Here is a 23,462-nt window from a genome sequence, read left to right on the forward strand (position 1 = left end):
CACTCCTTGCCTTACGGAGCGCCAACGACTATACCCGATGCGCGCTGCATTTTCCATCGAGCCGCCCTTCCATCGGGCGGGCCAGCCGGATGCACGTTGGCGTGTCGCGACGATCGCACGCGCCGCTACACCGGCCGCACTTTGCGGTTCACGCGTTCGTCCAGCAGGTTCGCGACGCCGAGCATCGCGGTCATCGCACACCATCGCAGCGGCTCGGGCGGCACCGACGGCGTCTTGTGCGTCAACGTGTCGAGCAGCGGCGATCGTCCATCGTGAATGCGCTCGGCCAGCACGCGCCCGATCAGCGATTGCGTGCCGACGCCATGCCCCGAACACCCGGCCGTGTAGAGCACGTTTGCGTGCGCGCCGACCGCGCCGACCACCGGCAACGCATCGCCCGCGAACGAGATGTAGCCGCTCCAGCACGCACGAACCGGCACGCTGCCGAGTTGTGGAAAGCGCGCGTGAAGCGTCTTCAGCAACGCGCGATACGTGTCGCCGTCCGGCACGTTCGGCGTCTGCGAGCCGTATACGTAGTGCAGCCGCTTGGTCGTCAACAGCAGCGTGTTGCGCGCGGTCAGGCGGTGGCTTTCCATCGTCAGATGCGGCGTGACGATGCCCTCTCGATTCGGCCAGCCGAGCGCCGCGAGCTGCGCATCGGACAGCGGCTCGGTCTCGAGCGCCGATACGCGCAGCGGCATCACCTTGTCGCCGAGCAGGCCGAGTTGCGGCGTGTACGCATTGGTCGCGAGCACCGGCGCACTCGCGCTGCCGCGTGCGGTGCGCACGCGCACCGTCTCACCCGCGTCGAAATCGAGCAGCGCGGTGTTCTCGTAAAGTTTCACGCCGGCCGCGAGCGCGGCACGCCGCAAGCCCGTCACGTACTTGCCGGGATCGAGCGTGCCGCCGCCCGGCACGTACGCGCCGAACAGGAACGCCGGCGGAATCCCGCGTTCGCGCATCGCCGCGCCGTCGAGGAACTGCGCGGGCGAGCCGAGTTCGATGCCGGTGGCCATGCTCTCGCGCAGGCGCTTTTCCTGTGACGGATGCACGCCCGCGCGAATCATCCCCGACGCGCGGTAGTCGCAGTCGATCGCGTATTCGGCGAACTTGCGTTCGACGTACGCGACGCCTTCGTCGTAGAAGCCGACGATCCGCTTCGCCTGTTCGTGGCCGACCCGCTTGAGAAACAGCTCGTATTCGAGGCCCTGGCCACCGGCGAGATAGCCGGCGTTGCGCCCGCTCGCGCCGAAGCCCGCGAATTCGCGTTCGAGCACGACGACGCTCGCGCCGCGCGCGGCCAGTTCCAGCGCGGTGGACAGGCCGGCGAAGCCCGCGCCGACGACAATCGCGTCCGCCTGCACGTCGCCTTCGAGCGTCGGTTGCGCACGCTCGGGCGGCTCGATCCAGCCGCCGACGGGGCGATACTTCCGCAACGCGGCGTCGGCACGCATTTCCTCGCCCCAGCGGGCAAGCGGCCCGCCCGCATCGGTGCCCGCAGCCTGCATCGCCGCTGCCGCACCGACCCCGCCCGACGTCTGTCGCGTCGTGTGCCCTGCCTGCGCTCCTTGCCCGAGCGCGATTGTGCCGTGTGCGTCGCCCATTTCCGCCTCCGTCAATCCCTGCTGAGAATGTGAATCGCCAGTGCCGCCTCTTCGACGCCCTGCAGGCCGCCGCCGTTCTCCTGGATCGCATGGCGTGCGCCGTCCACCTGCCGCGCACCCGCTTCGCCGCGCAACTGCGTAACCAGCTCGTACAGCTGACCGATGCCGGTCGCGCCGAGCGGATGGCCCTTCGATTCGAGCCCGCCCGACGTGTTGATCGGAATCCGGCCGCCGAGCGTGAACTCGCCGCGCTCGGCCGCCGGGCCGCCTTCGCCGAACGGCACGAAGCCAAGGTTCTCGGCCTGGATGATCTCGCCCATCGCCGACGCGTCGTGCACCTCGGCGACGTCCATGTCGTCCGGACCGACGCCCGCCTGCTCGTATGCCTGCAGCGCAGCGAGCCGGCCGATGTGCTTGTGCGGCTCGTCGAGGCGGCGGCGCGTGAAGCTGCGCATCACGCTCGCGGCGATCCGGATGCAGCGGCCTCGATCGGCGCCGATGCGCGCGAGCCCTTTCTCGGTACAAAGAATCGCCGCGGCCGCGCCGTCCGACAGCGGCGCACACATCGGCAGCGTGATCGGATACGTGATCGGCGGCGCCGCGAGCACCTCGTCGATCGTGAACGACTGACGGAACTGCGAGTACGGGTTGTGCACCGAATGCGCGTGGTTCTTCGCGGACACGGCCGCGATCTGCCGCTGCGTCGTGCCGTACGTGTGCATGTGATGCCGGCACAGCGCCGCGTAGATCTTCATGAAGCGGCTGTACGGCCGCTCGGATTCGGAGCCGGGCGGCGGCTCGATCCCTTCGCCGAGCCGCGCGAGCGTCGCGAAGTTCTCGTCGACGCGCGCAACGTCCCAGCCGGCCTCGAACAGCGCGAACGATTTCGCCTTGTCCGGGACGTTCATCTTCTCCGCGCCAAGCGCGAGCGCCACGTCGCACGCGCCGGCCTGCAGCTCGCGCACGGCGAGATGCACGGCCGTGCTGCCGGACGCGCACGCGTTCTCGACGTTGAACATCGGAATGCCGTCGAGGCCGATCTTGCTGAACACGATCTGGCCGGGAATCGACAGCTGCCCCTGCAACGCGCCGTTGGTGATGCCGGAGTAGAACGCCGCGCGGATCGCATCCGCGTGGCAGCCAGCGTCGCGCAACGCGCGCTGCAGCGCCTCGCGCGCGAGGTCGTCGACGCTGCGGTCGGGGTGCTTGCCGAACACGGTCATCGCGATGCCCGCGATGTAGATGTTGCTCATCGTCTGGAATCCCTGTCGAGCCGGATCAAATCCGGCGTTGCTGGCCCTGCCAGTACTGTTCGCGCAGGTCCTTCTTCAGCACCTTGCCGGCCGTGCTGCGCGGCAGTGCGGCGATGAAGTCCACGCTCTTCGGCGCCTTCACCGAGCCGAGCTGCGCCTTGCACAGCGCGATGAGTTCGTCGGCACTCACATGCTGGCCCGCATTGAGCTCGACCACGGCCTTCACGGCCTCGCCCCACTTTTCGTCGGGCACGCCGATCACCGCGCAGTCCTGCACCGCCGGGTGCGACCAGATCACCTGCTCGACTTCGCTCGGATACACGTTGAAGCCGCCGCTGATGATCATGTCCTTCTTGCGGTCGGTGATGTGCAGGTAGCCCTCCCGGTCGAGATGGCCAATGTCGCCGGTGTGCAGCCAGCCGTCGACGATCGTCTCGGCCGTCTTGTCCGGCGCGCGGTAGTAACCCTTCATCACGAGGTCGCCGCGCACGCAGATCTCGCCGGTCTCGCCCTGCTTCAGCACGTCGCCGCGTTCGCCGACGATCTCGACGCGCACGAGCGGATTCGGGCGGCCGACCGACGCCAGCCGTTCGTCCGGCGCCAGCTTTCCGTCGATGAAATGTTCGGCCGGCGTCAGGTACGAGATCGACGCGGGCGCCTCGGTCTGGCCGTAGCCGCCCGTCATCACCGGGCCGAATACGTCGATCGCGCGCTTGAGCTTCTCGACCGACATCGGCGCGGCGCCGTACAGGAAGTAGCGCAGCGACGAGAAGTCGACCTTGTCGATGCCGGGGATGTCGAGGAGCCGGTAGATCACGGTCGGCGGCAGGAAGAACTCGGTGACGCGGTGCCTGACGATCGCGCCGAGCAGCAGCGCGGGATCGGGCTTCGGCAGCACGACGACCGTGCCGCCGCGCGCGGTGCACGGCAGCGACATCATGCCGGCGGTGTGCGTCATCGGCGCCGCGGCGAGGTTCACCGGCCGCTCCGCGCCGTACGACATCGCGATCATGAAGTTCGCGAAATACGTCTGGAACGAGCGGTGCGTGTTCATCACGCCCTTCGGCAAGCCGGTCGTGCCGCCGGTGGCCGACAGCGTGACGACGTCGTCCATCGCGTAGTCGACGGCCGGCGGCGTGGCCGGCTGCCCGTCGCTCCACGTCGCGAGCGACGGCGCCCACGGCAGGTCGGCGTCGATGCACACCCACAACCGCACTTTCGGCAGGCTCGGCCGCAGCGCGTCGATCGCATCCGCGAACGCATGGTGGAAGAACAGCACCTCGCAGTCGAACGCGTCGAGCACGTACTGGTTCTCGGCCGGCGCATTGCGGCCGTTGACCGGGATGTACGCGAGCCCCGCGCGCCACATGCCGAGCGCGCAGCTCCAGCCGGTCACGTCGTTGTCCGCCCACACCGCCGCCTTCGCTTCCTTCGCGAAGCCTGCGGCGAGCAGCCCGTTCGCGATGCGGCACGACAGCTCGCCGATCTCCTGGAACGTGTAGCTGCGCTCGTCCTGGATGTACGCGATGCCGTCGGGATTGATGCGCCACCCGCGGTCGTAGAAATCGATAATGGCCATTTCACATGTCCCGTTGAATCTGTACCGGCAACGCGGCGGCCGTCACAGTTGCGTGACCGTGGCGCGCGCGAGCCCGCGCTGTTCGAGGAAGCCGAGCAGGTAGCGATGGCCGAACGCCTTCGAGCCCGACGCGAAGCCGGCGCGCGCGAACTCGCCGTCGAGCAGCTTGAGCGCGCCCGCCGCATGGATCGCGCCGGTCGAGATGTACGGCGTGATGCCGTGTACGGTCGCGCGCACCGACGCGAGCTGGCCGCGGCCGATCGCGACGTCGACGCTGCGCTGGATCGTCGTGCGCTCGCGCGGCGGCATCGTCGGCGTGGTCGAATCGACGACCTGCTTCAGCACCGCGTCCTGCTGCTCGCGCGGCAGGTGCTTGTACTCGGCTTCCCACTTCTGGCCGAACTGGTGCACCAGCTTCATCACGTTGTTGTCGTAGAAGCCCACGCACGAGATGCAGCTGCGCACGCGCGGATCGCGTTCGAAGTAGATGGGCAGCGACGTGCCGCCCCACGGCAGGCAGAACACCGGCTGCATGAGTTCGGGCGTCGCGACGGTGAACGACGCGTCGGCCGTATGCGGGACGAGCTTCTTCTCCCACAGGTAATAGGACTCGTGGCGCACGCCGTCGAAGATCGTCGCGGTCGAACCGATGCTCACGCCAGCCGCGTTGCGCGGGCCGCGCGTCAGCGTGGCGGTCTCCAGCGCATCGATGCCCGGCGTTTCGAGCGCGAGTTCGGCGGCGATCTCGGCAAACGTGTACATGTACGCGTTCGACGACGACACCAGCAGGCCGGCCTGCCGGTACTGCTCGCCGAATTGCTCGCGCACGTCACGGATATACGACTGCTCGCCGGTCGTATCGAGATGGTGGCAGCCGGCCTTCAGCGCGGCCTCGACGCCGATCAGCCCGAAGCTGGAGAACGGCCCGACGGTATTGCAGACCACCTTCGCACCGCGAAACGCCTTCACGAGCGCATCGACGTTGTGTTCCGCCTCGATGATTTCGTATTCCGCCGATTCGAGGCGCACGACGCGCTGCGCCATCATTTCCTTCGCGCGGCCCGCGTTGCGCGCGACCGCGGTGAACGGGATGTTCTGGTCGATCAGCCAGTCCATGATCAACATGCCGGTGTAACCGCTTGCGCCATATACGACGACGGGGTGCTTAGCCATGGTTGTCTCCTGAAACGTGAGTTGTTGAAAACCGGTTCGGCCGAACGGCCGCTACTGCCGCTTCACATTCGGGTACTTCTTTGTAGAACACATTACCAATCTTAGGTCACTATGACAAAGTAAACAGCGAAGAAAAAGACAGGGTATTCCCGGCCCCGGCGCGCCGTCCGCATCATCGGGCCGTACTCCCCGCACCACCCGCGCCGTCCGGCGACAGGCTGGCCAGGTAGTGTGCAATGGCCCGCGTGTCGTCGCCGGACAGCGTCGCGGCCACGCCGTTCATTGCGCCGGTCGGATCGCGGCGCTGGCCCGAGCGGAATGCCGCCAGCTGCGTCTCGAGGTATTGCTGCCCCTGGCCCGCGAGGCGCGGCATGTGATCCTTGCCCGTCAATGCCGCGCCGTGGCACGCCTGGCAGCTTCGTGCGGTGACCAGCGCCATCCCGCGCTGCGCGAGCGCCCCGTCCGCCGGTACCGCCTCGTTGCGCTCGGGCGCCTGCCGCGCGAAATAGGTCGCCAGCGCGTCGATCTTCGGGCCGTCGAGTTCACGCGCAAGCGGCCCCATGTACGCATTGCGACGCTCGTCACTCGCGAACGCACGCAGCTGCGCGGCGATGTAGGTCGCGGGCTGCCCCGACAGCGACGGATACCATGCGTTGCGCGACTGCCCGTGCGTGCCGTGGCAGAACGCACACGTCTCCTGCGGCTGCGGCCACGCGCCGCCGTTCGCGTGGTCCGCGCCGCCGATCGCGGCCATCGCCTTCTCGTAACGCATGCCGTCGACCAGGTCGGGGCCGTACAGCGTGCCGGCCGTCGCGACGCCCGCGATCACGAGCGCGGTGCCGATCATCCAGGTTCGTTTCATTCACGCCTCCTTGCCGCGGCCGGCCAGCTTGCCGAGCGCCTGCAGCGCCGCGCGGTGCCCGGAGCGCACCGCACCGTCCATCGCGCCGGCCCACAGGTCGGCCGTTTCGGTTCCCGACCAGATCAGGCGGCCGGCCTCCGGGCGCAGGAACCTGCCCCATTTCGTCCAGAAGCCGGGCGGCAGCGGATGGATGCACTGCAGCGTCCATGGATCGACGCGGCCCCAGTCGTAGTCGTGGAACTGCGTCGGATGCAGCGCCTTGTCGCCGAGCGCGCGCGCGAACACGGCCGACAGCGTTCGCTCGGCGGCCTTCGGCTCGGACGGCAGCGCGCCCGGCGCGACGAATGCGGCGAGCACGCCGACCGAGCCGTCCGGCGGCGAGTTGTCGTACGCCATGAAGACCGGGCCGCCGACCTCGAAGATCTGGCCGTTGTAGCCATCGTCGCGCCAGAACGGGCGGTCGTACACGTGCACCGTCTTGCGCATCGGCGCGTTCGCGGGCCAGTTGCGCTGCAGCTGTGCGCGACCAGCGGGCAGCGGTGGATCGAACGCGATCTGCTCGCAAAGCGCCGGATTCAGCGCGACGATCACGCGCCGCGCGCGGATCACGCCGCGATCGGTCTGCACGTCGACGATGTCGCGATCCCAGCCCGAGATCCTGCGCACCGGGCACGACAGCCGCACCTTCGTGCCGAGCTCGCCCGCCATCCGCAGGCTCAACACCTGCGAACCGCCGACGAAGCGCGTTTCCTGCGCGCCGCCCTTGATCGATTCGAGCTTCGCGTAGTCGCACTCCGCGCTGTTGATGATCGACAGGTAATGCAGCAGCCCGAGCTGCGCGGGCGCGCCGCCGAGCGACAGCTTCGCCGCGAGGCCGAGGAAGTAACCGTCTTCGTAGGTCACGCCCTGTCGCAGCAGCCAGTCGCCGTAGGTCAGCTTGTCGAGCTCGGCCGCGTGCTGCGCCGTCCACGGTTCGCGGGACGGCACGCCGCGCGCGAGCGCGCCGAGCTTCGCGCCGATCGCATCGTCGCCGCCCGAGCCGCCGTGGAAATCCTGCGCGACGCGCGTGTCGCCGGCGAGCACGACCGTCTTGCCTTCATAGAACGTCGGAAACGTATCGACGCCGAGTTCGCGTGCGAGATCGGCGATCGCCGTCTGGCCGGGGCCGATCCACTGGCCGCCGGCTTCCGACACGACACCGTGCCCGAGATCGTGGTTGAAAGTTCGGCCGCCGACGCGGTCGCGCGCCTCGACGACGACGAACGATTCGCAACCGGCGCGCTTCAGGTCGCGTGCGGCGGTCAACCCGGCGAGCCCGGCCCCGATGATGACGACATCGAACACGCCGCGCTCCGCCGAAGCCGGCGCCGTGCTTTCCGCGAACGACATGTCTCCGGCCGCGAGCGATGCGGCGCCCACGGCCGCGACGCGCAGTATTTGCCGCCGGGCCTGCGTGTCCGGCTTGTGCTTGCGATTCATCTTGCGTACTCCATCCTTCGTGGCTTTTTTTGTGGATTCAACTCACGGCGCGGCCAGCACGCCGTCCCGCGAAAACAGAAGCGGCTTGCCGCGCGCATCGATCAACGCCGCGGTGAGCGTCGCGCGATCGGCGCGCTGCGCGACGTCGAACGGGCCGCCCGCGACCCGCTGCGCCAGCGTCATCCCGTCGAGCCCGACGCCGACCAGCCCGCGGCCGGTCGCAACGAGAGCGGTGATCGAGCTGCGCGTGCCCGTGTTCAATGCGGCCCACGTCGTTCCGCCGTCGCGGCTTTCGAACAGGCTGCCGAGCAGCCCGCCGACCACGATCCGGCCGTCCGGCATCGCGACGCCCGACCACAACGTGCCTTTGCCGCCCGTTGGCAGATAGGTCCAGTTCGCGCCGCCGTCGGCCGATTTGAGCACCATCCCTTGTTCCGACACGACGTAAAGCGCGTGCGCGGGGTCGGAGAACACGTGATGGAGATTGCGGTCGGCCTTGCCGCCGCCGGGCGGCCTCGGCAGCGTCGTGCGCGTCCATGTGCGGCCGCCGTCATGGGTCTGCAGCATCAGCGACCACAGTCCGACCGCAATGCCGTCCTGCGCGCTCGTGAACAGCACGGAGAACAGCGGCTGGTCGACCGACGTATCGACACGTTGCGTAACCCACGTGTCGCCGCCGTCGTCGGTCGCGAGAATCGCGCCCCACTGGCCGACTGCCCAGCCGTGCTTCGCGTCCGCGAACGACACGGCCGACAGCGTCGCCGACACCGGCACGCGCTGCGCCTGCCGCCAGGTCTTTCCGTCGTCGTCGGACAACAGCACGATGCCGTGCTCGCCGACCGCGACGATCCGCGAACCGGCGTGCGTCGCGTCCATCAGCATCATGCGGGTCGGCGCGGCCCACGCGTGCGCGGGCTTCGCGGCCCAGGCCGCGACGGTTCCTTCCTGTGGTTGCGCGAGAACCGCGGCGGCAACGCAAAATCCGATAGAGGCAACGAGCGTCTTGATCATGGCAAGGATCTCCGTGAGGGTGGCCGCAGCCGTCAATGGCTGAACAGGCCGGGCGCGCGGGCGGGCTTGCGGCGCGGGAACCCGCGCTCCAGCAGCGACGCCAGCGCGGGCAGCGCCGTCATCGCCATCGCCAGGTTCACGATGAACATGAACGCGAGCAGCTTGCCCATGTCGGCCTGGAACTTGAGCGCCGAGAAGCTCCACGTCGCGACGCCGATCGCCAGCGTGATCGCGGTGAAGATCGTCGCCACACCCACTTCGAGCATCGCGTGCTGCACCGCCTTCACGATGTCCTGCCCGCCCGCGAGATGCACCTGCAGCCGGTTGTAGATGTAGAACGCGTAGTCCACGCCGATCCCCACGGCGAGCACCATCACCGGCAGCGTCGCCACCGTCAGCCCGATCTGCAGCTCCTTCATGAACCAGTAGCCGATGAAGGTCGCGACCGACAGCGGCACGCAGCATGCGAGCATCGCGCGCCAGTCGCGGTACGCGAGAAACACGAGGATCAGGATCGCCGCGTACACGTAGAGCATCATCGGCAGCTCGCTTTTCGCGACCTCGTCGTTGGTCGCCGCGAGTACGCCAGCGTTACCCGCTGCAAGCCGCACGGTGATGCCCGGGAACGGATGCGACGCGCGGTACTGCTTCACGTCGTCGAGGATCCGGTTGATCGTCGTCGCCTTGTGGTCGGTCAGGAACAGGTGCACGGCCGTCATCCCGCAATCGCGGTTCATGAAGCCCTTCACGCGCGACACGTCGACCGACACCGCGCCGTAGTTCTCCGCATCGATCGGCACGACGTTCATCTTCGGGTAGTCCTCGTTGTAGCCCTGGTTGTAGGTCCGCAGCATCGCCGAGTACGACTGCACCGACACCACGCCCGGCTCGGTGCGCATCGCGGCCGAGAAGTCGTCCTCGTACAGGCCGACCGCCGGGTTGTCGCACGCCTTGCCGGTCGATTCGATCGCGACCGTCAGCCAGTCGAGGCCCATGTCGTAGTTGCCGGCGATCGACGTCGCGTCGCGGTTGAAGCGCGCATCGGCCCGCAGCTCCGGCGCGCCGGGCTGCAGCGTGCCGATCACGCGGTCGCGGCTTTGCCACGCGGCGAGCGCGAAGATCGCGACGGTCAGCGCGACGGTCAGGCCCGCGTACTTCGGTTCGGCCACCCGCGCGAGCACGCGCAGCGGCTTGGCGCGCTGCTGCGCACGCTTCAGCGAGTTGTCTGCGTATGTTTTCGTGAAGTTGAAGCAGGAGGCGGCGACCGGCAGCAGGATCAGGTTCGTGACGATCTTGTAAGCGACCCCGAGCGACGCGGTGATCGCGAGCTCGCGCACCATGGGGATCGGGATCAGCAGCAGCGTGATGAACGACACGAACGCGGTGATCAGCGCGAGCACGCCCGGGATCAGCAAGCCGCTGAAGCTGTGGCGCGCCGCATCGAACGAGCTCTGCCCGTGCGCGATCTCCCGGACGATGAAGTTCACTTGCTGCACGCCGTGCGACACGCCGATCGCGAACACGAGGAACGGCACCAGCACCGCAAGCGGATCGAGGCCGAAGCCGAGCAGTTTCAGCGTGCCGAACTGCCACACGAGCGACGTCAGCGAACACGCGATCAGCAGCACCGTGAAGCGCACCGAATGGCAGTACCAGTACGCCGCCAGCGCGGTCAGCAGCAGCGCGACCGCGCAGAAGCCGAGCACGGCCGTCGCGCCGTCGGCGATGTCGCCGATCTGTTTCGCGAAGCCGATGATCTGGATCTCGTAGCCGGCATCCTCGAACGGCTTGCGCACCTTCTGTTCGAGCAGGTGGTTGAACGCGACGTAGTCGAGCACCTTGCCCGCGCTGTCGCGCTCGTTCAGCTCGGCCGTGATCATCGCGCTGTCCTCGCCGTGCGACACGAGCGTGCCGACGTAGCCGCCGAGCGTCGTCGCGCGGCGTACGCGAGCGACGATGTCCGGCGTCAGCTGGTCGGGCGTGATGGTGCCCGGGATGATCGGCTCCGCGCGAAAACCTTCGTCGGTCACTTCGTTGACGAACGCGTTCGGCGTCCACAGCGAGCGCACGCCGATGCGGTCGACGTTCGGCAGATACGTGACGGCCTGCGTGACGTCGTACAGCCGGGTCAGCCCTTCCTTCGACCAGATCGACCCGTGCTTCGCGCGCACCACCACCGTGATCCGGTTCGCGCCGAGCAGGTCGTTCCGATACTGCTGGAACGTGCGGATGTACTCGTGCCCGATCGGCATCTGCTTTTCGAAGCCGGCGTCCATGCGCAGCTGCACGGCGAACACGGCCATCGCGACGGTGAACAACGCGATCGCCGCGAGCACGATCGCGCGATGACCGAAGAAGAGCCTTTCGAGGCGGCTGACCAGACGATTGAGCACGACATGACCCCTTGATGATTGGCGGAGGCGCACGGCGCCGACCGCCCGTAAGCACGTCACCGTCAGAAATTGCGAGTGACGAACAGCCCGACGAAATTGCGGTCCGCGTACGGCTGGCCGACCGTGTTGTGCCCGCCGAAGAACGCGGTGAAATTGATGCCGGCCTGCCAGTTCGGCGGGTTCTGGTTGAACAGCACGTAGACGTTCAGCGACTTCGCGCCCTGCATGTAGTTCGCGGTGAAGGTCGGCGTGTAGCCGTACAGTCCATCCGAGAACGTCACGCCCGGCGTGACCTGCCAGCCCGGGATCAGCGTGCCGTCATAGGTCCAGTTGAAGTCGATCGTCGCGCCGACCGAGCTCGCGGTGCCCTGCCCCTTCCCGATCGGGTAGCCGAGCGCCGAGCCGTTGTTCAGCCACGGCAGGTAGCCGGTCTGCGGCGCCTGCGTGACGGTCTGCCCGTTGATCGTGCGCGTGACGCCGCTCGGACTCAGCCCCGGGTAGTAGATCCACGTGAGCTCCCACGTGAGCGCGGCTGAATCGGCGCCGAGCCATTTGAGGAACGGATACTCGCTGCGCGTGAGCGCCAGCAGCCCGTTGATGTCGTACTGGAACTTCTTCTTGTCGACCCATTGCGGGCAGTCGATGCCGGCGACGCCGTTCGTGTTCAGGTCGAGCGGGCCCCCCGCGCCATAGCAGGCCGACAGCGCGACCGCATCGCGCGGCCGGTACGACAGCTCGGTACCGATCGCCCAGGGCCCGAGCCCGAAGTTCGCGCTGACGCCGAACAGTTGGCGGCGGCCGAGATACGACCACTGCTCGGTGCCGTTCGCGAGCGACGCGAGTACCGGCGACTTGTCGGTGTAGTTCAGGTAATAGAACGCGAAGTTCGCGTCGAACGAGCGCGGCGAGTAGTTGAACTTCACGCCGAACTGCGGCCGGTATTTCGCCGGCAGGTTCGTGACGGACGGCAGCCCGATGTCGTTGAACGGCGGCCCCGCATAGTCGCCGTTCACGAGCCCGTTCTTGATCGCGTTCAACGTGCCCTGGTTGCCCGCGGCGGCCCCGCCGCCGATCGCATTCGCGATCGAGCCGGCGCTCGGCCCGGTCACGTTCAGGTTGGTCGTGTTGAGCGTGAACGGCTCCGCGCCGCGGCCGAAGCCGTTCGTCACCGACCAGTACGAGCCGACCGGCGGATAACGGTTGCCGTTCCACTGGAACTGATAGTAGGCCTCGGTGCTGAATCCGTGCGACAGGTCTGCAGCAACGCTCACCATCGGTGCGGGCAGCAGCGCCTGCTTGAGTTGCGAGCCGGGAATCAGCAGTTTCTGCACGTCGAGCGAGTTGGTCGCGTTGATCCCGCTCTGCGCGAACATGCTCTCACCCCAGTTGATCACCTGGTTGCCGAGCCGCACGTGTGCGTTGCGTCCGCCGATCCTGAAGTCCTTTTGCGCCCACAGGTCGAGCAGTTGTGCGTTGTAGACCACCTGCGCGGAAGCGGTGCTCGACAGCGGCGTTCTCGCCGTATTGCCGGCGAGGAAATCGTACATGCCGGTGCCGCGCACCATGAACTTCAGCCCTTCGCTGGGCATCTTCAGCAGCAGCTCGCTGGTCGCGCTGACGTAGGTGCTGAACGGCTGGCCCTTGCGGTAGTTCAGGTCGCCGTTGTCCGCATAGCCCCATTGATTCGTGTTCGCCGCCGCGCCGCAGCCGTATGCGTTCGGATCGCCGGTGAGCGAGCAGCTCGGGCTCTTGGTACGGATGCCGGCGCCGGCCGTCAGGTTGGTCACCCACGAGCCTTGCAGATCGTTGATGCCCGTCGTGAAGTCGTAAGCGTATGCGTTCGACGCCGCGGCACCCGCGAGCACGACCGATACCGTAGTATTCCTGATCAACCTTGCCGATTCCATGATCCGTCTCCCACCCCTTTGCGATGCCGGCGCACGGTCGTTGCGCGCGCCGGTCCGTTGTGCTTCAGCCGATGACGGTCAGCGTTCGCTGACCGAGCGCAGCGATTCCGCCGTGTAGAAATCCTGCTTGAAGCGCGGATCGTCGGCCTGTTCGAGCCAGCGAACGTCCTTGCCCTGCCCGATCGACGTCGCATCGAGCACGTAGCGGCCGTTGTTCATGTCGTACTGCGCGAGCGGTTCGTTGTCGCATGTGCCGCCGAGCTCCCACACCGGGATCGGATAGCTTTCGCGCACCTTCCACAGCTTGCCCTGCGCGTCGTAGTCCTCGCCGACCAGCGCGAGCCAGCTGTCCTCGTCGAGATAGAACACCTTCTTCGATGCGACGTGCCGTGCGCTCGGCTTCAGCGTCGCCTCGACGACCCACACGCGGTGCGTCTCGTAGCGCCGGCTCGTCGCCGCGACACCGTCCGGCGTCGCGACGTCGTGCAGCTTGCTCTTGAACTTGTACATGCCGAACGCGTTGTACGGGACGATCATTTCCTTCTTGCCGACCAGCTTCCAGTTGAAGCGGTCGAGCGAGCCGTTGATCATGTTCGCTTCGTCGATCAGGTACTGGTTCTCGAAGCCGATCAGCGGCGCGTCGTGCGTATAGGCTGGCATGCGCCGCACGCGGCGTTGGCCGGGGAAGTAGTAGTACGTCTCCGACGGCTTGTCGAAATACTGGCGCTGCACGAACGCCTGACCGGCCAGCGCGGCCGGCGAGTTCATCTGGAAGTACACGGCCGTGCTGAGCTGATCGACGTCCTGCGGCGAATGCTTGCCGAGCTTGCCGGACGGGAAGAAGAACGTCTGCGGGCCGACCGCGTCGATCCATTCGCTGCTGCCCGGACGAGGCGACACGGTCGTCGCCATCTGCCCCCAGTCGACACCTTCGCCGCGATAGCGCATCTCGTAGTTGAGGATCGCCTCGACGCCGCTCTTCGGCTGCGGGAACGGCACGCCCGGCAATATGGCCGCCCCGAGCGTGTCACCCGCCGGCCCGAGCTTCGCGGCGCTCAGGTTCGCCTTCGAGTTCTGCTCGACGACATCCGGCAGTTGGCATTCGCGGTGGGACGGATAGACGTCCATCCGGTAGCCCTTCTTCTGCTTGATCAACGCGACCTGCCCGGGCGACAGCTTGTCCGCGTACTTGTCGACGTTCGCCGCATCGATCGAGTACAGCGGCTTCTCGTTGCGATGCTTCCAGAAATCGGCGCGCACCTTGCCCCATTCCCAGCCCGCGTCGGGCGACTGCTTGCCGGTGTAGGCCGGCACCGAGCCGTCCTTGCTCGCCGAGCGATCGGCGCCGGCCGGCGTCAGGTCGTCCGCCGCGACGGCCGTGCCGAGCGCGAGACATGCAGCGGCCGCGAGTGCGGACGCGGCCCAGAATTGATGCTTGCTCATCATGGTTCTCCTTCCCACTGCGCGTTCGCTCGCCCGTCCCGGGTGCGACGCATTCAATCCGCTCGCGATCACCGACCGGCGATCGCATCGCTCCCTGATGACGGTCGTCCCCGATGACGGACGGCCGCCTGCCTGTTTCGATACGCCTCCATCATTCCGTCAGGACTGCGATTCATCACGAATGCCCGTCTGGAAGGAATGACGCACTGCGGCCTGTCTCAGTCCCTGCCCGACCCGGCCACCGCGACTGCACGCACTTCGACGCACAGCCCCGGCAGCGCCAGTTGCGACACGCCGACCGCCGTCCACGACGGGTAGCGGTCCGGGAAATATGCGTCCTTGACCGCCGCGAAATCCTGCGTTTCCTGCTGAAGGTTCGTATGGAAGGTCGTCAGTTCGACGACGTCGGCGAGACTCGCGCCCGCCGCTTCCAGGATCATCTTCAAGCTCTCGAACGCGATCCGCGCCTGCGCCGCCACGCCGTCGGCCGGCTGCATCTGCGCGTCGAGTCCGACCTGGCCCGACACCCAGATCGTGTCGCCGACGCGCGTGGCCGGCGAGAAGTGGTATGCGTCGTACCACGGCTGGAACGGCGGCGGAACGATCGATTGCCGCTTCGGGGTAGCTGACATGATTGAAGACTCCTTGCTCAGACGAGTTGACGGAAACACGGTGCGCGGAACGGATCGCCGGCCTTCAGCCCGGCGAGCTCGTCGACGAACAGCACGCCGGCCGGCGTGAAACCCGAACGGCTTTGCTCGGGCAGCGGGCTGAACGTCGCGTCGTCGCCGAAGAAGCGCAGCACGAGCGTGTGGCGGTCGGGGAACGCGGCATCCACCGCGCCACCGCCGTGCAGCACGCCCGGATGGAGCAGCACCACGTCGCCAGGCTTCGTTTCCCACGAAATGATGTCGTACGCGTCGGGCGCCGCGCGGCGCTCCGCTTCGATGTTCGGCAGCCGCGGCCACACGTCGCCGCCGTGCAGCGGATCGGTTGGGTCCTCCGCGTTCTGGAACGTGGTGCCGTCGTGGCGCACGCCGCGATGCGAGCCGCGCACGATCTCCAGCGCGTTGCGCTTCGGCACGTGCTCGAAGCTGATCCACGCATTGCCGAAGTGCATGCCCTCCCACGGCAGGTACGACGTGTCCTGGTGCCACGGCGAGCGCGCGCTCTTGCCACCGGCCTTCATGAACAGTTCCTCGGCGAAGTACCACACGTGCTTCGAGCCCCACAGGTCGGCGAACAGCTTGCCGAACGGCAGCGTGCCGACCAGTTCGTCGAGCCGCGCCTTCGCGTACGGGTTCGCGTTGTCGTTGTGCGACCGGTATTCGGTGCCGTCGAGCAGCGCCGTCGCCATCGGGCCCGGGTTCTCCATCCCCCAGTCGAACGCGGCGCGGCACTGCTCGAGCTGCGCCGCGTCGAGTACGCCTTCGACGAGAACCGCGCCGTCCTCGAAGAAAGCCTTGCGTGTAAGTGCATCCATCGTAGATCTCCTGATTCGTCCAACCACTGCCGGCCGTGATCGGTCATTGCCGGCACCTTCAGTAGAACATGGTGACAATGTTAGGTCATCATGACAAAAGTACGAGAAAGAAAAAGAGGGGGTATTCCCTGTTTCGTCTGCTTGTTCGAACGTGCGTCGTGGCGGTTTGCCGTCCCGCCATGACAACCTGCTTTCAGCTTTCATACAGTCGGGCGGCGACGCCGGCCGCGGCGTCGCCGACACGTCATCCGCGCATGCGGTCGAACACCGTATGCGTGACGAAGCCGACCAGCACGGCATCGGCCAGCGTGTCCACGGTGCCGCGCGCGTCGGCCGCACAACACGCGTGCACGCCGTCGCACAGCGCGGTCAGGCCGAGCGCCAGCAGCCACGCGGGCAATGGCAGCGACACGCCGGCACGCGCCGCGAATGCATCGATGCATGCGGTCGCGAGCGCTTGCCGCTCATGCAGCAACGCACCGAACTGCGCACGGAACTGCGGATCGCGCGCCGCCTGCAGTTGCGCTTCCAGCCATATCAGCCGCGACGCATCCCGCGCGGCACGCCGCCGCCAGCAGGCGAGCAGCGTCCGCTGCGCGTCCTCCGCCGAACCCGCCGGCATGCCGGCGATCCGTTGCAGCGCCGTCGCGGCATCGTCGTGATCGCGCCGCAGCAGCTCGAACAGCATCTCCGTCTTGCTGCGAAAGTTCGAATAGAACGCGCCGCGTGTATGCCCGGCCGCCGCGGCGATATCCTCGACGCTCGCGGCCGCATAGCCCTTCTCCGCGAAGATCGCGCGCGCGGCGCCGAGCAGGCGTTCGCGTGTCGCATCGCGTCGCTGCGCGCGGGTCAGCCTGACCGGAGCCATCCGCGCGCTCCGCGGTCTCCGCGGCCGGGTTCGCACTTCGTCCGGATCATATCCTCTTCCTCAGTACGCCTATTCATTTCGGATACGACAATACGTTCGCGTTCACCTTGCCGCGTGCGGCGTCGCGCTCCAATGCGCCATACGCGTAATAGAGCGTGACGGTCAGGTACGACCAGGCCAGCAGCGCAAGCACGTAGAAATTGAACACCACGTTGGTTTCCTCGCCCGGGATCTTGTAGAAATCGTAGATGCACGCGATCGCCTGCGAAGCGACGAGCGCGATCGTCGTCGTCAGCGCATGGAACACGTGGTCGGCACGCGCGAGCCGCAGCACGAAGCCGGCGAGATAGATCGACATCAGCGTCCACATCGCCACATAGAAGTACGGAAGCGCGTTCTGCAACACGCCGGCCACGAGCGCGATCGTCCCGAGCGTCGCGAGCACGAACAGCGTCACGTCCTGCCGCATCGACGGCCGGTAGCCGTGCGTGACGGCCATCAGACCGGCGACCGCGATCACCGGCATCCCGAATCCGCGCGAGAACGCGTCGAGGAAGTGCGAAATGGCGTACGACACCGGTAATTCGGTCGCGAAGAAGATCACCGCATTGGATGCGGAGATCGTCACGATCCACCACTCGAAGCCGAGCAGGAAATTGCGCTTGCGGACGAACTTGAGGCCGTACAGGCCGGTCGTCGCCGCCAGCGTCGCGCTGGAAAGACAAAGTACAAGTGATCTGTGATCCATGGTTCGAACTCCGGAGGTCGATTGCTACCGTTGATTCACTGCGTGACCGGGCTGACGCTCGCGAGATAGGTGGCCACCGCCGCCCGATCGTCCGCCGACATCGCCTGCGCGACGCGCTGCATCGTGCCGGTCGCCTCGCTGCGCGTGCCGTTCGCGAACGCGTCGAGTTGCACGCGCAGGTAGTCGTACCCCTGCCCGGCGAGCCGCGGAAACTGCGCCTGGCCCGTCAGTCGCGCGCCGTGGCAAGCGACGCACGCGCCGCCCGTCACGAGTTGCTCGCCCTTCGCGCGCAGTCGCGCATCCGGTTTGAAATAGCGGTTCGCGAACGGCGCCTGCTTCGCGTAGTAGCCGGCCACACGCGCGATCTCGGCTTCGCTCATCGTCATCGCGAGCGGCCCCATCGTCGGGTTCGCGCGTTGTCCGCTCGCGAACGCGTGAAGCTGCGCGGCCACGTACTGCGCGGGCTGGCCGGCGAGGCTCGGATACGCGTCGTTCAGCGACGAGCCCTTCACGCCGTGGCAGCCCATGCACACGTCGGTCGTGCGCGGCCACGGGCCGCCGTCGGCCTCGTCGGCCTGTGCCGTCTCGTCGATATGGCGCTGCAGGCGATAGAAGCCGAGCAGCGTCGGGCCGTAGACGGCCAGAAGCGCGCCGGCGACCACGAGCACGGCGAGCAGCACGATACGTTTCTTCATTTCCGGTCTCCTACGCGCGGCGCAGTTTGTTGAGCGCCTGAAGCGCGGCCTGGTGACCCGAGCGGACGGCGCCGTCCATGTAGCCGGCCCAGATGTTCGCGGTCTCGGTGCCCGACCAGATCAGGTTGCCGCACGGCGTGCGCAGCGCGTCGCCGTGTGCGGTCCAGAATCCGGGCGGAATCGCGGAAACGCACGTGATCGTCCACGGGTCGGCGAGCCCCCAGTCACGATCGTGGTACGACACCGGCTGCAGCGCGTCGGCACCCCACGCCTGCGCGTAGAGCTCGGCGAGCATCTGCTTCGCCGCCTGCGGATCCGACGGCAGCATCGCGTTCTTGACGAACGCGTTGATCACGCCGATCTCGCCGCCGGGCGGCGAATTGTCGTAGGCCCAGAAGATCGGCCCATTGGTCTGGAAGATGTGGCCGTTCAGCCCCTTGTCGCGCCAGAACGGGCGGCGATAGACCATCGCCGTCTTGCGCGCCGGGGAATGCGCGGGCCACGCACGTTGCAGTGCCGCGCGCGGCGCCGGCAGAGGCGGATCGAACTGCATCCGGTGACACAGTGCCGGGTGGAGCGCCATCACGACCTGTCTCGCGCGCACCGTGCCGCGGTCCGTCTGCAGCGTGACGACATCACGATCCCAGCCGACGATCCGGCGCACCGGTGCCGACAGGCGCACCTTGTCGCCGAGTTGCTGCGCCATCCGAAGGCTGAGGGCCTGCGAGCCGCCGACGAAGCGGGTTTCCTGCGCGCTGTGCTTGATCGAGTCGAGCTGCGCGTAATCGCAATCGGCGGAATTGATCATCGACAGGAAATGCAGCAGCCCCATCTTCGCCGGCGCGACGCCGCCCGACAGCGCGATCGACGCGTTCCAGCCCATCCGGTCTTCGGGTTGGATGCCCTGCTGCGCGAGCCAGTCGCCGACCGACAGCCGGTCGAGCTCGGCCGCCTTCGGCGAGGTCCATGGCGTGGCCGACGGCACGTCGCGCGACAGCCGGCCGAGCTTCGCCGCGACGGCTTCGTCGGTGCCGAGCGTGCCCTGCAGGTCGATCTCGGCGCGCCCGTCGCCGCCGAGAATGACCGTCTTGCCTGCGTAATAGCTCGGGAACGTGCCGACTTCCAGCTCGCGGGCGAGATCCGCGACAGCCGTCTGGCCCGGGCCGATCCACTGGCCGCCAACTTCCGTCACATAGCCGCCGCCCACGTCGTAGTTGAGCGTGCGGCCGCCCACGCGATCGCGCGCCTCGAGCACCGCGAAGGATTCGCAGCCCGCGTAGCGCAGGTCGCGCGCGGCCGTCAGGCCGGCCAGCCCGGCGCCGACGATCGCGACGTCGAGCACGTCGCCCGGTACGGGCGCCGCATCGGCGCTCGCACGCGACGCGCTCATTGCAAGGCCGCCGATCGCGACGGAGGCGCCCGTGGCCTTGAGCCACTGCCTGCGCGACAGGTTGGCCGCGCCGTTGGGGGATGACTTCCTGGACATGATGTCTTTCCGGGTTACAGCCTGAAATGACGCGGGCGGCGGCCGCCTGGGCGGCACGCGCATATCGCACGCGCGGAATCTGACGACTGAACAACCTCAAGCAACTTCCCCTGCCGCCGGCTCGGGCATCGAGCCCGATGCGCGAGCCGGTTCGCGAACACCCGCGCCCGCATGCGGCCGAGCCATCGGTCGCATGGCACTCGACGTTCGCCATTCGCAGTCCTGCCTGTCTCCATGCCGATCGTCCTTTTTCTGATAAGGAATCGTCGATCATTGTAATTAGTACATGCTGCAAAAGTTAGGTCATGATACATAAAACAGAAACAGAAAAAAAAGACAGGGTATTCCCCTGTCCCGATGACGATCGCAAGGCTCCAGAAAGGTTGCTGCGCGGTATCGCGTTCATGGCGATCGCGTGCGCGGTCCCGCATGCCGCGCATCGGGCAACGCCGCGCGCCGGCACCCGCCTCCGTTCGATGATGTAGGCGTTCACAATCACTGCTAGCGGCGTTCACAAGAGTGCTAGCAGCGTCCAGTAATACTGCTAGCGCCGTGTTTTCCTGACTGTGAGCGCGGGCATCCTCGAGCGACGGAGCTTCCGCACCATGACTGACGTATTTCACTTCCTTGGCGAGCCTCTGCTTCAGTTCGGCTATGGCCAGACCGCCGAAGACCCGCATGATGGTCTCGCACTCTTTGGCCCGGCAGAGCCGCGTACGCAGTTGCACCATCCCGCCCTGCACCGGGCCCGGCCGCACGATCGCGACTTCGATCACCAAATCGTAGAAGCACTGCGGCCGCAGACGCGGCAGCATCGACATCTGCGCGCGCGATTCCACCTGGAACACGCCCATGCTGTCGCCGTCGCACAGCATGTCGTAGGTCGCCTTGTCCTCGGCCGGGATGTCCTGCAGTTCGAAAGTCTCGCCGCGCTTCTCCCAGATCATGTCGAGCGCGCGGCGCACCATCGACAGCATGCCGAGCGCCAGGACGTCGATCTTCAGGATGCCGAGCGCCTCGATGTCGTCCTTGTCCCATTGAATGATGGAGCGATCCTCCATCGCTGCGTTCTCGACCGGCACGAGCCGGGTGAGCTTGCCGCGGCTGATCACGAAGCCGCCCGAGTGCTGCGACAGGTGCCGTGGATAGCCGAGCAGCTGCGCGGCGAATGCGGCCCACTGCTGGTTGAGCGGCGCTTCGGGATCGAGGCCGGCCTCGGCAAACCGCTGCAGCAGATCGGCGCGCGAGTCAAACCAGTGATGCTGCTTCGCGACGCGATCGACGATCGCCGGATCCACGCCGAGCGCCTTGCCGGCTTCCCGCAATGCGCTGCGCGGCCGGTATGTCGTGACGGCAGCCGTCAGCGCTGCGCGATCGCAGCCGTACTTGCGGTAGATGTACTGCATGACCTCTTCGCGACGCTGATGCTCGAAATCGACGTCGATATGGTATCTCCGCCAATCCTACCGATTGCGGTCAACCATAGATTGGCCTGATGGGGCGACCTCAGTCACGCCGCGCGCGTGGCGCATGCACGAGTTCGCGGCCGATCCGCGGCCTTGGCACAAGTTGCCGTTTTGGCGCGCAAACTGCACGATGTCGTACACGGTCAGGAAATAGGCCTCGTAGCGCAGTTCCGCGATCAGCTGCAGCTTGTGCTCCATCTGTGCCTGCGCTGCGACTGGGACGCAGGCAGGGAAGCGCCGACGCACGCCGATGTAGAGAGTCGATCGACCTGCTTCATTGGTGTCCGAGCAGGCTGAGACGTACGAACGGTGCACACGGGAAGCAAGTGGACAGGCGGTGGCGCGAAAGCCGGACGACGGCAGGGCGCCTCTGAGCAAGTGGAGGAACTGCGTTACTCGGCCGAGAGGCTCTGCATCCATGAAACGCGACACCAGTGTTGATGTCCACGCAGAAAAGACCCGTCAGGCAGCTTTGGACCTGCGCTTTGTTGACGCGCCTTCTTCGATTCTCGCCAGTACACGCTTGCCCGAATCCACCACTGTGGAATCATGTGTCATCTGATAGCGCACAATCATGCCTTCTACGCAGAGCAAAGCATCTGCGGCGACGGCAGCAGGCGACTGAAGCCCGAGGCGGCCAGCAAGTTCAGAAATGTACTGCTCAAGCGCGTGCTTATGGGATACGGCCTGCTGAAGGTGCCCCGCGTCTCCCGTCGATCCGGCTTCGGCGACCACATTGATAAAGGCGCAACCACGGAAGTCTTCCTGCGCGAACCATTCACCTAAGGCTTCCGCGACGACGGATAACTCGGCACGCTGAGCAAAACGAGCCTCCACCTCTTCGACAAACCAGCGCATCCAGAACTCATGACGGCGGTCCAGGAACGCTGCAATAAGTTCGCTCTTGGAGGCGAAGTGCCGGTAAAGCGACATTTTTGCGACGCCTGACTCGGCGATGATCTTGTCGATGCCCGTGGCACGGAACCCGTCCTGATAGAACAGGCGCGCCGCGGTTTCCAATATCCGATCGCGTGCTGAGGGTTGTGACATTTCGGCCCCTTTTTTACCAAATCATGCCTCCATTATTGCAGACAGACCTGTCTCTGCACAGGCGTCGAGAGGCTCAAAAAACCTCTTGACAGACAGACCTGTCTACACCAATATTGAGACAGACCTGTCTCAATCATTCAAGGTCGGTACGTCAAGGAGACTGTCATGTGCCCCTCAGATTGCGAAGTCACTGCCCTTCATCAAGCTCTGCAGGCCGATAAGTCGAATCCGGCCACGTGGCGCTGGTACAGCGACTTGGTCGAAAACCAACGACTCGCGCTTCGCCTCAAAGAGGACCAGTGGGTCGTCGCGATTGATGGCAGCGACTTTGCATCCGCCGAGGGCCTGTACGCAGCCGTGCGTTGGGCGCACATCATGACGCACTCGGGCGGTTACATCACCTTCGCGGTGTAAGCGGGCGAAGTCCGCCCTGCACACGGACATATCGCCAGACTAAGCGATCGAGAACACGCAGCACTGCTCTTATCCACCCTTCGGCCCGGTATCGGGTCTTCATCCACCAGCCACTGAGGTAACACCATGTCGACCAACACTGAACTTCGTCCGCCGCTTCCTCCTTTCACACGCGAATCCGCCATCGAGAAAGTCCGTCTCGCGGAAGATGGCTGGAATTCGCGCGACGCCGCCAAGGTCGCGCTCGCCTATTCGCTCGACACGAAATGGCGCAATCGCGCAGAGTTCGCGAACAATCGAGCGGAAGCGCAGGCGTTCCTCGAGCGCAAGTGGAAGAAGGAGCACGAGTATCGTCTGATCAAGGAACTGTGGGCATTCGGCGGCAATCGCATTGCTGTGCGCTACGCCTACGAATGGCACGACGACTCGGGCAACTGGTTCCGCTCCTACGGCAACGAGAACTGGGAGTTTGGCGAGGATGGCCTCATGCAGCGCCGCTATGCGTGCATCAACGATATGCCGATCAAGGAATCCGAGCGCAAGTATCA

Annotated in this window: 19 protein-coding genes and 1 pseudogene; 2 read left to right on the top strand and 18 right to left on the bottom strand. The window is 66.5% G+C overall.

Going from position 1 to position 23,462, the window contains the following annotated elements; all coding sequences use genetic code 11:
- Positions 1–125 precede the first annotated feature (125 nt).
- The 18 genes and pseudogenes from BTE28158_RS27185 to BTE28158_RS27270 all read right to left on the bottom strand — a co-directional run bounded on the left by BTE28158_RS27185 (position 126) and on the right by BTE28158_RS27270 (position 22,500).
- Positions 126–1,604, bottom strand: coding sequence for an NAD(P)/FAD-dependent oxidoreductase (locus BTE28158_RS27185; protein WP_151047636.1), 1,479 nt, complete (start codon positions 1,602–1,604; stop codon positions 126–128).
- 11 nt (positions 1,605–1,615) lie between these two features.
- Complete coding sequence (locus BTE28158_RS27190) at positions 1,616–2,857, bottom strand: thiolase family protein (RefSeq protein WP_151047634.1); 1,242 nt, start codon at positions 2,855–2,857, stop codon at positions 1,616–1,618.
- Positions 2,858–2,882: 25 nt separating this feature from the next.
- Complete coding sequence (locus tag BTE28158_RS27195) at positions 2,883–4,436, bottom strand: AMP-binding protein (protein ID WP_151047632.1); 1,554 nt, start codon at positions 4,434–4,436, stop codon at positions 2,883–2,885.
- A gap of 42 nt (positions 4,437–4,478) precedes the next feature.
- Entirely contained in the window at positions 4,479–5,609 is a 1,131-nt protein-coding gene (locus tag BTE28158_RS27200) for a saccharopine dehydrogenase family protein (protein ID WP_151047630.1), read from the bottom strand.
- A gap of 172 nt (positions 5,610–5,781) precedes the next feature.
- Positions 5,782–6,471: a c-type cytochrome gene (locus BTE28158_RS27205; RefSeq protein ID WP_151047628.1), complete on the bottom strand. Its 690-nt coding sequence runs from the start codon at positions 6,469–6,471 to the stop codon at positions 5,782–5,784.
- On the bottom strand, positions 6,472–7,950 hold the full coding sequence (locus BTE28158_RS27210) for a flavin monoamine oxidase family protein (protein ID WP_151047625.1): 1,479 nt from the start codon (positions 7,948–7,950) through the stop codon (positions 6,472–6,474).
- A 42-nt stretch (positions 7,951–7,992) separates the two neighbouring features.
- Positions 7,993–8,961, bottom strand: a complete 969-nt coding sequence (locus BTE28158_RS27215) for a WD40/YVTN/BNR-like repeat-containing protein (protein ID WP_151047623.1) — start codon at positions 8,959–8,961, stop codon at positions 7,993–7,995.
- A gap of 32 nt (positions 8,962–8,993) precedes the next feature.
- Complete coding sequence (locus BTE28158_RS27220) at positions 8,994–11,354, bottom strand: efflux RND transporter permease subunit (RefSeq protein WP_151047621.1); 2,361 nt, start codon at positions 11,352–11,354, stop codon at positions 8,994–8,996.
- Positions 11,355–11,416: 62 nt separating this feature from the next.
- Entirely contained in the window at positions 11,417–13,261 is a 1,845-nt protein-coding gene (locus BTE28158_RS27225; protein WP_089457261.1) for a DUF1302 domain-containing protein, read from the bottom strand.
- Positions 13,262–13,339: 78 nt separating this feature from the next.
- Positions 13,340–14,707 carry a DUF1329 domain-containing protein gene (locus tag BTE28158_RS27230; protein ID WP_151047619.1) on the bottom strand — a complete coding sequence of 456 codons (1,368 nt, stop codon included), beginning with the start codon at positions 14,705–14,707 and terminating at the stop codon, positions 13,340–13,342.
- Positions 14,708–14,922: 215 nt separating this feature from the next.
- Positions 14,923–15,336 carry a RidA family protein gene (locus tag BTE28158_RS27235; RefSeq protein WP_151047617.1) on the bottom strand — a complete coding sequence of 138 codons (414 nt, stop codon included), beginning with the start codon at positions 15,334–15,336 and terminating at the stop codon, positions 14,923–14,925.
- Positions 15,337–15,353: 17 nt separating this feature from the next.
- Complete coding sequence (locus BTE28158_RS27240; protein WP_069250412.1) at positions 15,354–16,187, bottom strand: phytanoyl-CoA dioxygenase family protein; 834 nt, start codon at positions 16,185–16,187, stop codon at positions 15,354–15,356.
- Between the two features lie 244 nt (positions 16,188–16,431).
- The gene (locus tag BTE28158_RS27245) at positions 16,432–17,055 is read right to left on the bottom strand and encodes a TetR/AcrR family transcriptional regulator (RefSeq protein WP_069250411.1); all 624 of its coding nucleotides are present in this window, start codon (positions 17,053–17,055) and stop codon (positions 16,432–16,434) included.
- A 73-nt stretch (positions 17,056–17,128) separates the two neighbouring features.
- Positions 17,129–17,803 (bottom strand): hypothetical protein, encoded by a 675-nt coding sequence (locus BTE28158_RS27250; protein WP_151047615.1) that lies wholly within the window; start codon positions 17,801–17,803, stop codon positions 17,129–17,131.
- 35 nt (positions 17,804–17,838) lie between these two features.
- The gene (locus BTE28158_RS27255; protein ID WP_069250409.1) at positions 17,839–18,498 is read right to left on the bottom strand and encodes a c-type cytochrome; all 660 of its coding nucleotides are present in this window, start codon (positions 18,496–18,498) and stop codon (positions 17,839–17,841) included.
- A gap of 10 nt (positions 18,499–18,508) precedes the next feature.
- Positions 18,509–19,984, bottom strand: a complete 1,476-nt coding sequence (locus BTE28158_RS27260) for a flavin monoamine oxidase family protein (RefSeq protein WP_151047613.1) — start codon at positions 19,982–19,984, stop codon at positions 18,509–18,511.
- Between the two features lie 725 nt (positions 19,985–20,709).
- Positions 20,710–21,717: pseudogene (locus BTE28158_RS27265) on the bottom strand (error-prone DNA polymerase); the annotation flags it as partial.
- Between the two features lie 195 nt (positions 21,718–21,912).
- Positions 21,913–22,500, bottom strand: a complete 588-nt coding sequence (locus BTE28158_RS27270; RefSeq protein ID WP_151047611.1) for a TetR/AcrR family transcriptional regulator — start codon at positions 22,498–22,500, stop codon at positions 21,913–21,915.
- A gap of 165 nt (positions 22,501–22,665) precedes the next feature.
- On the opposite strand from BTE28158_RS27270, the gene BTE28158_RS27275 reads away from it, so the two are divergent.
- Together BTE28158_RS27275 and BTE28158_RS27280 are read left to right on the top strand one after the other, a co-directional pair.
- Complete coding sequence (locus tag BTE28158_RS27275; protein WP_046549705.1) at positions 22,666–22,914, top strand: hypothetical protein; 249 nt, start codon at positions 22,666–22,668, stop codon at positions 22,912–22,914.
- A gap of 126 nt (positions 22,915–23,040) precedes the next feature.
- Positions 23,041–23,462, top strand: a 422-nt coding sequence (locus BTE28158_RS27280; RefSeq protein ID WP_174920185.1) for a nuclear transport factor 2 family protein, incomplete at its 3' end; no start/stop codon positions are given.

Origin of the sequence: Burkholderia diffusa (genome assembly GCF_902499115.1) — a bacterium.
Lineage (GTDB): Bacteria > Pseudomonadota > Gammaproteobacteria > Burkholderiales > Burkholderiaceae > Burkholderia > Burkholderia diffusa.